The sequence below is a fragment of the Bacteroides sp. ET225 genome, from assembly GCF_024733745.1.
In the GTDB taxonomy this organism is placed as follows: domain Bacteria; phylum Bacteroidota; class Bacteroidia; order Bacteroidales; family Bacteroidaceae; genus Phocaeicola; species Phocaeicola excrementipullorum.
The window spans coordinates 1-12,746 of sequence record NZ_JANRHN010000011.1 but is presented as its reverse complement, the minus strand read 5'-3'; the positions used below and the strand labels follow the sequence as shown (position 1 = coordinate 12,746).

General features: G+C 53.5%; 9 protein-coding genes, 1 tRNA gene and 1 pseudogene. 8 read left to right on the top strand and 3 right to left on the bottom strand.

Annotated elements, in window-relative coordinates:
• Window positions 1–35: 35 nt before the first annotated feature.
• The 3 genes from NW212_RS06710 to NW212_RS06700 all read right to left on the bottom strand — a co-directional run bounded on the left by NW212_RS06710 (window position 36) and on the right by NW212_RS06700 (window position 3,108).
• Window positions 36–587, bottom strand: coding sequence for an RNA polymerase sigma factor (locus NW212_RS06710; RefSeq protein WP_258337876.1), 552 nt, complete (start codon window positions 585–587; stop codon window positions 36–38).
• Between the two features lie 75 nt (window positions 588–662).
• Complete coding sequence (locus NW212_RS06705) at window positions 663–1,577, bottom strand: ribonuclease Z (protein ID WP_258337875.1); 915 nt, start codon at window positions 1,575–1,577, stop codon at window positions 663–665.
• Between the two features lie 40 nt (window positions 1,578–1,617).
• Window positions 1,618–3,108, bottom strand: a complete 1,491-nt coding sequence (locus NW212_RS06700) for a succinate CoA transferase (RefSeq protein WP_258337874.1) — start codon at window positions 3,106–3,108, stop codon at window positions 1,618–1,620.
• 511 nt (window positions 3,109–3,619) lie between these two features.
• On the opposite strand from NW212_RS06700, the gene NW212_RS06695 reads away from it, so the two are divergent.
• The 8 genes and pseudogenes from NW212_RS06695 to NW212_RS06660 all read left to right on the top strand — a co-directional run.
• On the top strand, window positions 3,620–5,140 hold the full coding sequence (locus NW212_RS06695; protein WP_258337873.1) for a 4Fe-4S binding protein: 1,521 nt from the start codon (window positions 3,620–3,622) through the stop codon (window positions 5,138–5,140).
• Between the two features lie 47 nt (window positions 5,141–5,187).
• The gene (locus NW212_RS06690) at window positions 5,188–6,567 is read left to right on the top strand and encodes an aldo/keto reductase (protein ID WP_375337959.1); all 1,380 of its coding nucleotides are present in this window, start codon (window positions 5,188–5,190) and stop codon (window positions 6,565–6,567) included.
• Window positions 6,564–6,995 (top strand): DUF1893 domain-containing protein, encoded by a 432-nt coding sequence (locus NW212_RS06685; RefSeq protein WP_258337871.1) that lies wholly within the window; start codon window positions 6,564–6,566, stop codon window positions 6,993–6,995. The genes NW212_RS06690 and NW212_RS06685 overlap by 4 nt, the downstream gene beginning before the upstream one ends.
• A gap of 89 nt (window positions 6,996–7,084) precedes the next feature.
• Complete coding sequence (locus NW212_RS06680; protein WP_258337870.1) at window positions 7,085–7,291, top strand: twin-arginine translocase TatA/TatE family subunit; 207 nt, start codon at window positions 7,085–7,087, stop codon at window positions 7,289–7,291.
• Window positions 7,292–7,387: 96 nt separating this feature from the next.
• Window positions 7,388–7,460 (top strand) — tRNA-Thr (locus NW212_RS06675).
• A gap of 411 nt (window positions 7,461–7,871) precedes the next feature.
• Window positions 7,872–9,017, top strand: coding sequence for a glutamine-hydrolyzing carbamoyl-phosphate synthase small subunit (gene carA / locus NW212_RS06670; RefSeq protein ID WP_258337869.1), 1,146 nt, complete (start codon window positions 7,872–7,874; stop codon window positions 9,015–9,017).
• Between the two features lie 31 nt (window positions 9,018–9,048).
• Entirely contained in the window at window positions 9,049–12,276 is a 3,228-nt protein-coding gene (gene carB, locus NW212_RS06665; protein WP_258337868.1) for a carbamoyl-phosphate synthase (glutamine-hydrolyzing) large subunit, read from the top strand.
• Window positions 12,277–12,622: 346 nt separating this feature from the next.
• Window positions 12,623–12,746: pseudogene (locus tag NW212_RS06660) on the top strand (site-specific integrase); the annotation flags it as partial.

Genomic DNA, 12,746 nt, shown 5'->3' with positions numbered 1-12,746 from the left:
TTTTATTTCTTTAGACAATTTTGTGGCGGGAAGGTTTAATCGTTCGCTTTAAAAAATTCTTCAATTTTCTTCACCGCATGGAAATAGGAGGCCTTGAGCGCCCCTATGCTGGTTCCAGCTATTTCGGCTATCTGCTCGTACTTCATTTCCTGAAAGTACTTTAGGTTGAATACGATCCGCTGCTTTTCGGGCAGAGTCATGATGGCTTTCTGGAGCATGAGCTGGGTTTTGTCCCCGTCGAAGTAGGGGTCGCTTTCCAGCTTGTTGACGAGTGCCGCCTCTTCGTCGTCTATCGAGAGCTGCCTTTCCGCCCGTTGCCTGTTCAGGAAGTTGATGCATTCGTTGATGGCGATGCGGTAGAGCCAGGTTGAGAGTTTGGCTTCGCCTCTGAAGTAGTCCAGATTGTCCCAGGCCTTCATGAACGTGTTCTGGAGCAGGTCGTTTGCGTCCTCGTGCGAAAAGACCATGCGCCTTATCTGCCAGTATAGCTGTTCGCTGTAGGCGCGTACAACCTCGCCGAATGCGTCACGCCGTGTTTCGGGATCCTGCAGGCGGTATATGGTTTCTTTTTCGTTGTATTTGTTCATGCTTTGGAGTTCATACTGTCTGGTATGACATTGTTCGGGATGTCGGGTTTAAACGGGTTAGTTTTCTTTAACTGTTCAGATGGAGATGGTCAGGTTTTCGTTGGCCAGCATCGTATGGGGGAAAATGGCTTTTGCTTCTTCAAGCAGCACCTTTTCGTCTTCATACCTTGCCGAGAAATGGCCGATGACCAGCCGCTTCACCTTTGCTTCGAGGGCTATCCGTGCCGCCTGCGCCGCCGTTGAGTGCTGGGTTTTCCGTGCCCGCGCGGCATTGTCTTCTCCGAAGGTCGCCTCATGGAAAAGCAGGTCGACTCCCTCTATCTGTTCCGTGATCCGGGGGAGGTAGACCGTGTCGGAGCAGTAGGCGTATGAGCGCGGAGGGTCGGCCGGAAAGGTGAGCTTTTCGTTGGGAATCACCTTGCCGTCTGCCGTAACGTAGTCTTCCCCGTTCTTTATGCGGTTGATCATATATAGAGGGATTTCGTAGCAGTCGATCATGTCCCGCCGGATGTGGTTGGCGGTCGGCTTTTCGCGGAAGAGGAACCCGCAGGTAGGCATGCGGTGCTTCAGCGGGATGGTTTCCACGCTTGCCGACCGGTCGTCGTAGATGATTTCGCGCTTTGCCGGGTCGATGGGGTGGAAGACGACATCGAAGGGCAGTCCGTTGCAGAAGAAGGCGAGCTGCGGTTTGAGAATCCGCTCCAGCTCCGGATGCGCGTGGATGTGAAGCTGTGCCGTGCGTTCCAGCATTCCGAATGTTGAGATAAGGCCCATCAGCCCGAAGCAGTGGTCCCCGTGCAAGTGGGAGATGAAGATGTGGTTCAGCCGGTTGAACCGGAGCCGCGAGCGGCGGAGGTGTACCTGCGTTCCTTCTCCGCAGTCAATCATGAAGAGCTTTTCGCGCACGTTGACTATTTGCGAGCTGGCGTTGTGCCTGAGTGTGGGCAGGGCCGAACCGCATCCCAATATGTGTATGTCGAATTTTTCCATGGGGGACAAAGATAGGCGTTTTTTTTGATGTAGCGGGAAATCACTCGAACTTTGTGTTCCTCATGTCGCCTGTTTCCGCAAAGGCGATGTGCATCTTGAACGCGTTTTTCAGCGACATCGGCGTATGGCACGAGTGTCCTTCCGAAAGTTTCAGGTAATCCCACAGCAGTTGTCTGTAGTCGGGATGGGCGCAGTTCTCGATGATGCAGCGCGCGCGTTGCGAAGGCGATTTCCCGCGCAGGTCGGCCACGCCCTGTTCGGTTACGAGGATGCGCACGTCGTGTTCCGTACTGTCCACATGCGACACTTGGGGCACGATTGAAGAAATCAGTCCGCCTTTTGCCGTAGACGGTGTGGTGAAGATGGAAAGGAAAGCGTTGCGTGCGAAGTCGCCCGAACCTCCGATTCCGTTCATCATCTTGCATCCCGAAACATGGGTGCTGTTTACATTGCCGAAGATGTCTGCCTCGAGTGCGGTGTTTACGGCGATGATGCCCATCCGCCGGATCAGTTCCGGGTGGTTGGTGATTTCCTGCGGGCGGAGCAGCACGCGGCTGCGGAAGGTGTCGATGTCGTCGTACATCATGTCCAGGTGGTCGTCCGAAAGTGTCAGCGAGCTTCCTGCCACAAAGCGGATGCGTCCTTTTGCCATAAGGTCGATGACCGAGTTCTGGATGACTTCGGTGAACATCGAGAAGGCCGGAAGCGCGGGGTTGTCGCCCAGTGCGCCCAATACGGCGTTGGCGATGTTGCCCACACCCGACTGCAGGGGCAGGAACTCCTGCGGGATGGCTCCGCGTTTCCATTCGCTGCATAGGAATTCGGCCACGTTATGCCCGATCCGCACGGTCGTTTCGTTGAGCGGAGTGAATGCGGCTATGCGGTCGCGTTCGTTCGTGCGCACCACGCCCACCACCTTGCTCGGGTCGATTTTCACGCTTGGGGTTCCGATGCGGTCGTTCACCTTATATATAGGTATCTCGGTGCGGTGGGGAGGCATGGCCGGAACGTAGATGTCGTGCATGCCGGCGAGCTTTCCCGAATGGGCCTCGTTTAGCTCGATGATGATCTTGTCGGCCACCTGGAGCAGGGTAGGTGTGATGCCCACTGAGGTGCTGGGAATGATTTCTCCTTCGTCGGTGATGTCGGAGGCTTCTGCGATGGCCACGTTGACTTTCCCCAGAAAGCCGTAGCGCACGTCTTGGCCGATCTGCGAAAGATGAAGGTCGAAGTACTGCACTTCGCCTGCGTTGATCGAGTTGCGCATGTCTTTGTTCGACTGGAAGGGGGTGCGGAACGAAACTGCATCGGCAAGAGCCAGCGCGCTGTCCACCTGGTTTCCTGTGGCGCCTCCTGTTATCAGGCCAACCTTGAATTCTTTTCCTTCCCGGTGCATGGCTTCGGCATGTTCGGCCAGTGCGGCGGGAACGGCTTTCGGTGTTCCTACGGAAGAGAATCCTCCGATTCCTACGGTATCTCCGTGCCGGATGGATGAGGCCGCTTCCGCGGCGGATATGAACGGATATTTCATGATATAAATTAAGCTGAAAAAGTTAGTTGTTGTAAAAAGTATCGGCAAAATTAGTGTTTTTATTCCAAATTATCAATGCGGACTGATGTTTTTCTTGCTTTTTGATATGGAGGGCTTTGGCAGGCGGCGCGGAAGATGCCGGCGTGATTCATCGTTTGTGCTTTTGCCTGGCATTTTTTGAGGAGCTTTGCCTTGCGGTTTCTGGCAGAATGCCTCATCCTTGTATAAGGGGTTGAATGCCTGCGCTTTCCGTCCATCTCTGAAGCCTCGAAAAGATGACGGGACATTTTGATCAGGATGACGGGACATTTTACTTTGAATGACGGGTTATTTTACTTGCGATGACGGGTTATTTTTTCAGGCTGGTTCCGGAGGGACATTGGCGCAACGTTTCTTGTCTGTCAGTGTGTTTGTGTTTATGACTTTTTTGCAGAAATATGCGCCTTGTTTTCGCAGAATATGTTTAACTTCGCAAAGTCTAACAACGAAACACTAACAAACTTTTGTGGATATGCTAATGAAAAGACTCAGGCAGATATCGGCCGCCGTCTATTTCACGCTCGTCACATTGCTGTTTCTTGACTTTACGGGCGCGATTCATCTCTGGCTTGGCTGGTTGGCCAAGATTCAGTTCCTTCCGGCAGTGCTTGCCCTCAATGCCGGTGTCATTGTCTTTCTTGTTTTGCTTACGCTGGTTTTCGGGCGCGTATACTGTTCGGTCATCTGTCCGCTGGGCGTGTTCCAGGATCTGGCGGCGCGTTTCGGACACCGCAGAAAGAAGCTCCCCTATGCGTTTTCCGAATCGAAAAGCTGGCTGCGCTATGGCGTGCTGGCCGTATTTCTTGTGCTGGCCGCCGTCTTTCATGCTTCGGCGTGGCTCGATCCGTATGCCATCTACGGGCGTGCGGCCAATGCCTTGCTCCAGCCTTTGTGGATGTGGGGAAACAATGTGCTGGCTTATTTCGCCGAGAGGATGAACAGCTATGCTTTTTATTCGGTGGAGGTCTGGATGAAGGGCGCGGCGGTTTTTGCCGTATCTTTTGTGATGATCCTTGCCGTGGCTGTACTGGCCTGGCGCGGCGGACGCACCTATTGCAATGCGGTTTGTCCGGTGGGCACAGTGCTGGGGATGCTTTCCCGGTTTTCGCTCTTCCGGATAACCGTCGATACCTCCAAATGCAACGGATGTACGCTTTGCGCCCGCAACTGCAAGGCGTCCTGCATCGACGCGAAAGCTCATCGGGTAGACGCAAGCCGCTGTGTGATGTGTTTCGATTGCCTGGACAAATGCTCGCGCGGAGCCATCGGCTACCGTTTCGCTTATGGAAAGAAGGCTGTCCGTACAGAGCCTGTATCTGCCGGCCGGCAGAAGACGGTGTCTGATGAAGGCAACGGCAGGAGGGCTTTCATTGCAGGTACGGCCGTGATGTTCGCTTCGGCGGTCAGCGCGCAGGTGGCAAAGAAGGTGGAGCCCGTCAAAATGGATGGGGGGCTGGCTGACATTATCGGCAAGAAAGAGCCGGTGCGCGCCACTCCGCTCACTCCTCCGGGTTCGGTGGGTGCGCGCCACATGCAGGCGCATTGCACCGCCTGCCAGCTTTGCGTGTCGGTCTGCCCGAACGAGGTGCTCCGCCCTTCGCGCCGGCTCGATACGTTTATGCAGCCTTATCTGTCGTACGAACGGGGCTATTGCCGTCCGGAGTGTACGAAATGTTCTGAAGTATGTCCCGCCGGCGCCATCCTGAAAATCAGCCGGGAGGACAAGTCGAGCATCCAGATCGGCCATGCGGTGTGGGTGAAAGACCGCTGCATTCCGCTTACCGACGGGCAGGAGTGCGGCAACTGTGCCCGGCACTGTCCGGCGGGAGCCATAACCATGATACCTTCTGATCCTTCCGATCCGGAGTCGCTGAAGATTCCGGCCGTGGATGCGGAGCGGTGTATCGGGTGCGGGGCGTGCGAGTATCTTTGCCCGGCACGCCCGTTGAGCGCCATCTATGTGGAAGGCCACGAAGTGCACCGGGTAATCTGATCCGGGTTGTCGGATAAAAAACAGTTTTTGCTATGGAAAAGAACGATATGTGTAAGAAAGATAAGATGAATCGCCGCAATTTCCTGAAAATCGTGGGAATCAGTACGGTGGCGGCTACGGCCGGAGTCTGCGGATGTGCTCCGAAGAAAGAAGCGGACGCTTCGGGAAACGCTGCTTCCGAGGTGCCCGAAGGCAAGATGACCTGCCGGAATTTTCCTCCTTCTCCCGACCGGGTTTCGCTGCTCGGCTATGGATGTATGCGCTGGCCGACTCTTCCTTCGCCGGCAGGCGACGGAAATGTGATTGACCAGGAGGAGGTGAACCGCCTTGTCGACTATGCCATCGGGCATGGAGTGAATTATTTTGATACGGCTCCTGTCTATGTGCAGGGGTGGTCGGAACGGTCTACGGGCATGGCCTTGAAGCGTCATCCGCGCGAGAAATACTTTATTGCCACGAAAATGTCGAATTTTGACCGGAGCGACTTCAAGTCGAGCGTGGAGATGTATCACGATTCGATGAAGCATTTGCAGGTTGACTATATCGACTATTACCTGCTCCATTCGCTGGGTTCTTCCGGCAAGAGGAGCTTCAAGGTGCGCTTCCTTGACAACGGGCTGCTCGATTATCTGTTGAAGGAGCGCGAAGCGGGGCGTATCAGGCACCTGGGCTGGTCGTTTCATGGCTCGAAAGAGGAGTTCGACTTTATTTTGTCGTTTCACGAGAAGGTGCATTGGGACTTCATCCAGATCCAGCTGAACTATTCAGACTGGAAGTATGCCACGGGCAACAACGTGAATGCCGACTACCTGTATGCCGAGATTTCCCGGCGGAACATTCCGATGGTCATCATGGAGCCTTTGCTGGGCGGCCGTCTGTCCAAGCTTCCGGAGCATATCTTTTCGCGCCTGAAAGCGCGCAATCCTGAAAGCAGCGTCGCGTCGTGGGCGTTCCGTTTTGCAGGGACTCCGCCCATGGTGCTCACGGTGCTGAGCGGAATGACGTACATGGAGCATCTTCAGGACAACATCCGCACCTATTCGCCTCTGGTTCCCCTCACCGCCGAGGAAAACCAGTTTCTGCTCGATACGGCCTTGCTGATGCGCGAGTATCCGACGGTGCCCTGCAACGACTGCAAGTATTGCATGCCTTGTCCTTACGGCATCGACATTCCGGGCGTGCTGCTGCATTACAATAAATGCGTGAATGAGGGAAACATTCCCCAAAGCCGTATGGACAAGAACTATGCCGAGGCGCGCAGGGCTTTTCTTGTGGGGTACGACCGGAGTGTTCCCAAGCTTCGCCAGGCAGACCATTGCGTGGGCTGTGGGCAATGCAATCCCCATTGTCCGCAGTCCATTGACATTCCGAAAGAGCTGAGGCGGATTGATGCGTATGCAGAAAAACTAAAGCAGGAAACATTATGAGAGAAGATTTGATCAGGCTGCTGCACGACGGAAACTATTCGTGTGTGGTGAGCAAAGACGGCGAAATCCGCACATTCACGCGGAGGGGAGTGGTTGACCTTTTCGAGCTTTACCGTTCGGATCCGGATTTTATGCGGGGAGCGAAGGTTGCCGACAAGGTGATCGGCAAGGGAGCCGCGGCTATGCTGGCTCTGGGAGGAGTTTCGGAGGTGTGGACCGATGTCATCAGCGAGCCGGCTTGCGAACTGCTGGAGAAGTGCGGCGTTGAACTGAGCTATGACGAGAAGGTTCCCTTCATCATCAACCGCACCCGTACCGGGCGCTGTCCGCTGGAAACCGTTTGCGACGTGTCGGACAATCCGGAAGTGCTTTATCCTGTCATCTGCGATTTCGTGAAGAAGATGCAGGAAAAGCCTTCGGCTGGATAATGGTCTTTGCGCCCGAATTTTGCAGGGAAAATTTTGTTCGTATTCAATAAAAGCATAGCTTTGCATCCGGATTTATAAAATTTACAGATATGTTTGGATTGGGAATGCCTGAGATTATAATTATTGTCGTGCTGATTCTGCTTCTCTTCGGCGGACGCAAGATTCCTGAACTGATGCGAGGAGTAGGAAAGGGAGTGCGCAGCTTCAAGGAAGGGCTGAACGAAGTGGAAAAAAGCGTGAACATTGACGAGCCTGCTCCCGAAAAGGAACAGAAGGAGAAGAAAAGCGAGTCGTGAGAGGCAAATAAAAAAGATTGTTGAAAAAAACAGGCAAATAGTTTTTGCATTTCCGAAAAAGTTGTATCTTTGCACACGTTTTCGGAAGGGAACAATGCCGAAATAACTCAGTTGGTAGAGTAACTCATTCGTAATGAGTAAGTCGCGGGTTCGAGTCCCGCTTTCGGCTCACTTTGATGTTTGTTGCAAGTGCTTGTATGCAGGGCGCTTGCAATTTTCTTTTTAGGCCGTATCACTCGTCTGGCGGATGAAAAGAACATGCGTTCCGTCCCTTTCTGGAAATATTTTGCAATTTATTTTGCAAAACAGCGCATTCTTTTGGCGGAAAATCCGTATATTTGCACTCCGAATTATGAATCAAACAAAGAAGCGACTCATGAATGACGGACTTATGTACAGTGCAGCAGCTATTCATACATTCGGGATTCCGCTCGGCTGGCGGACACCGGAAGAGCCTTTCTTTTTTCTCGGCACAATTTGTTTTATTTCTTCATATTCCCGGAATTGCTTTTCGGCAAGTCCGGGTTTTTTTTGGAGTGACGCTAAAAACAACAACTATAACGATACAGATAGATAAGGAATGAGAAACGTGACGTTAATCCTTGACGACGGGAGCCGCTTTCACGGCAAGTCGTTCGGTTATGAGAAGCCGGTAGCGGGCGAAGTGGTGTTCAATACGGCGATGACCGGTTATCCGGAGAGTCTGACCGACCCTTCGTATGCGGGGCAGCTGATGACGCTGACCTATCCGCTGGTAGGCAACTACGGGGTGCCTCCGTTCACTTTCGAGGCGAACGGTCTGCCCACTTTTATGGAGAGTGAGAGGATTCATGCGGAAGCTATCATCGTGAGCGATTACAGTGAAATGTACAGTCATTGGAATGCGGTGGAGAGTCTTGCCGAATGGTTGAAGCGTGAACAGATTCCCGGAATTACAGGCATCGACACGAGGGAACTGACGAAGGTGCTGCGCGAACATGGGGTGATGATGGGTAAAATCGTGTTTGACGATGAACCTGAAAATGTGCCCGAAGCACAGTATGCGGGCGTGAATTATGTGGACAAGGTATCGTGTGACGAGATAGTTGTTTACAAAGGAAATGAATGCTGCAAGCTGCCGGCAGATATGCCGAAAGGGGAAATCAATTCCCGGCTGGCTTCGTTCAATGCGGAAGGCAGCAAGCGCGTGCTTCTGGTTGACTGCGGAGTGAAGGCGAATATCATCCGCTGCCTCCTCAAGCGAGGCGTTGAAGTGATCCGTGTGCCCTGGGACTACGACTTTAACGGAATCGAGTTCGACGGACTTTTCATTTCCAACGGACCCGGTGATCCGGACACATGCGACGCTGCCGTGCAGAACATCCGCAAGGCGATGGAAAACGAGAAGCTTCCCATCTTCGGCATCTGTATGGGAAACCAGCTGCTCTCGAAGGCGGGAGGGGCGAAAATATACAAGCTGAAATATGGCCATCGCAGCCACAACCAGCCGGTCCGCATGGTGGGCACGGAACGCTGCTTCATCACTTCGCAGAACCACGGATATGCGGTGGACAACAATACGCTTGGCGCTGACTGGGAGCCGCTTTTCATCAACATGAACGACGGGTCGAACGAAGGAATCCGCCACAAGCGCAATCCCTGGTTCTCCGCGCAGTTCCATCCGGAAGCCGCCAGCGGACCTACAGACACGGAATTCCTCTTTGATGAGTTCGTGAAGCTGATCTAACAATAACCAACCATTAACTGAAAGAACATCAATGAAAGAAAATATAAAGAAAGTTTTGCTGCTGGGGTCAGGCGCATTGAAAATCGGTGAAGCGGGCGAATTTGACTATTCCGGTTCGCAGGCGCTTAAGGCACTGAAAGAAGAGGGCATCGAAACGGTGCTCATCAATCCGAACATCGCTACGGTGCAGACATCCGAAGGGGTGGCCGACAAAATCTACTTCCTTCCCGTCACTCCGTATTTTGTGGAAAAAGTCATCAGCAAGGAGCGGCCCGACGGCGTACTGCTCTCGTTCGGAGGGCAGACGGCACTGAACTGCGGCGTGGCTCTCTATCAGGGAGGCGTGTTCGAGAAATACGGTGTGCAGGTGCTGGGCACTCCCGTGCAGGCCATTATGGACACGGAAGACCGTGAACTGTTCGTGAAGAAGCTCGACGAGATCAACGTGAAGACCATCAAGAGTGAGGCGTGCGAGAACATTGAGCAGGCGCGCAAGGCTGCCAGCGACCTGGGCTATCCGGTTATCATCCGTGCGGCATATGCGCTGGGCGGTCTTGGATCGGGATTCTGCGACAACGAGGAAGAGCTGAATGTGCTGGCCGAGAAAGCCTTCTCGTTCTCTCCGCAGGTGCTCGTGGAAAAGAGTCTGAAAGGATGGAAGGAAGTGGAGTATGAAGTGGTGCGCGACCGTTTCGACAACTGCATCACGGTCTGCAACATGGAGAACTTCGACCCGCTGGGTATCCATACGGGAGAGTCTATTGTCATTGCGCCGAGCCAGACGCTGACCAACAGTGAATACCACAAGCTCCGTGAACTGGCTATCCGCATCATCCGCCACATCGGTATCGTGGGAGAATGCAACGTGCAGTATGCGTTCGATCCCGAATCGGAAGATTACCGTGTAATCGAGGTGAATGCGCGTCTGAGCCGTTCTTCGGCGCTGGCATCGAAGGCTACGGGTTATCCGCTGGCATTCGTGGCTGCCAAACTGGGACTGGGCTACGGACTGTTCGACCTGAAGAACTCGGTGACCAAAACCACTTCGGCTTTCTTTGAGCCGGCACTCGACTATGTGGTGTGCAAGATTCCGCGCTGGGACTTGGGCAAGTTCCATGGCGTAGACCGTGAGCTGGGCTCCAGCATGAAGTCGGTGGGTGAGGTGATGGCAATCGGACGCACGTTCGAAGAGGCCATCCAGAAAGGACTCCGCATGATCGGCCAGGGCATGCACGGATTCGTGGAGAACAAGGAACTGGTTATCGCCGACATCGACAAGGCTTTGCGCGAGCCGACCGACAAGCGTATCTTCGTCATCTCGAAGGCAATGCGCGCCGGATATACCGTCGACCAGATTCACGAGCTTACCAAAATCGACAAGTGGTTCCTCTACAAGCTCGAAAACATCATGCAGACCTCCAGGGAACTGCACGAGTGGGGAAACAACCATATACAGCTTTCCGAACTTCCGAAAGAGCTGCTCTGCAAGGCAAAGCGTCAGGGATTCTCTGACTTCCAGGTGGCCCGCGCCATCGGCTATCAGGGAGATATGGAAGACGGCATCCTTGCCGTGCGCGCTTACCGCAAGCAGACTGGCGTTCTTCCGGTGGTGAAGCAGATCGATACGCTGGCTGCCGAGTATCCTGCGCAGACCAACTACCTGTACCTCACTTACAGCGGCGTGGCAAACGATGTGCATTATCTGGGCGATCACAAGAGCATCGTGGTGCTCGGATCGGGAGCTTACCGTATCGGCTCGTCGGTGGAATTCGACTGGTGCGGCGTGCAGGCTCTCAACACAATCCGCAAGGAAGGCTACCGTTCGGTGATGATCAACTACAATCCCGAAACAGTATCTACCGACTATGACATGTGCGACCGCCTTTATTTCGACGAACTGACCTTTGAGCGTGTGATGGACATCCTTGACCTGGAGAACCCGCACGGTGTCATCGTGTCGACCGGCGGACAGATTCCGAACAATCTGGCCATGCGTCTTGACGCGCAGCAGGTGAACATTCTCGGAACGTCGGCCAAGAGCATCGACAATGCCGAAGACCGCGACAAGTTCTCGGCCATGCTCGACCGTATCGGGGTGGACCAGCCGGAATGGAGTGCGCTGACTTCGATGGACGACATCAACGCCTTCATCAAGAAGGTCGGATTCCCGGTGCTGGTGCGCCCGTCGTATGTGCTTTCGGGGGCTGCCATGAATGTCTGCTCCAACCAGGACGAGCTGGAGCGTTTCCTGCAGCTTGCGGCCAACGTGTCGAAGAAGCATCCGGTGGTGGTAAGCCAGTTCATCGAACATGCCAAGGAAGTGGAGATGGATGCAGTGGCTCAGAACGGTGAAATCATTGTCTATGCCATATCCGAGCATATCGAATTTGCGGGCGTGCATTCGGGCGATGCGACGATCCAGTTCCCGCCGCAGAAGCTGTATGTGGAAACGGTGCGCCGCATCAAGCGCATTTCACGCCAGATTGCCAAGGAACTGAACATCTCCGGGCCGTTCAACATCCAGTTCCTTGCCCGCGACAACGACATCAAGGTAATCGAATGCAACCTCCGTGCTTCACGCTCGTTCCCGTTCGTGAGCAAGGTGCTCAAGATAAACTTCATCGAGCTTGCCACCAAGGTGATGCTCGGACTGCCGGTTGAGAAACCTGAGAAGAATCTGTTCGAGCTTGACTATGTGGGCATCAAGGCCAGCCAGTTCTCGTTCAACCGCCTGCAGAAGGCCGACCCTGTGCTGGGTGTCGACATGGCTTCTACCGGCGAAGTGGGCTGTCTGGGCGATGATACCTCATGCGCTATTCTGAAGGCGATGCTTTCTGTGGGCTACCGTATTCCCGCGAAGAATATCCTGCTTTCTACGGGCAGCACAAAGCAGAAAGTCGACATGCTTCAGGCGTCGCGCGCATTGAAGGCAAAGGGATATAACCTGTATGCAACGGGAGGAACTTCGAAGTTCCTTTCCGAGAACGGTATCGAGAACACGCGTGTGTACTGGCCGAGTGAGGAAGGACATCCCCAGGCCCTTGAAATGCTTCACAACAAGGAGATTGACATGGTGGTGAACATTCCGCGCGACTTGTCGGTGGGCGAGCTTACCAACGGCTACAAGATCCGCCGTGCGGCTATCGACCTGAATATTCCGCTGATTACGAATGCCCGTCTGGCGAGCGCGTTCATCAATGCCTTCTGCTCGATGAGCATTGACGACATTGCCATCAAGAGCTGGGACGAATATAAATAACGCGAGTCAGATATATAAATCAAAACATGGAATGCTGCCCGTTTTTGACGAAACGTACGTCAATGGCGGGCAGTTTTTGTATGCAAATAGTAGGATTAAAAGCAAGTAAGAGCAAATTTGAGCAATCTCACTGACTGTCAGTTGATTTGGCTCTAATTGGCACAAAATGGCGCAAGGACAGAAAAACGGATTTGGGCGAATTGCAGCAAAAGATGCATTTCCAAATCATTACCCGACACCGAATGCACATTTAACACTAACGGTCTCTATTTCTGCGTTCTGCGTAGGTTTACATTCTGCCTTTACAACTCCCGTAAACTAATTTTGCACCAAACAAAAAGCAAGGATTATGAGGAGTACATTCAAGACCGTTTTTTATGTAAACGGAAGCAAGGAGAAGAACGGAATTGTCCCCATCATGGGACGGGTTACAATCAACGGGACTATCGCGCAGTTCAGTTGCAAACAAA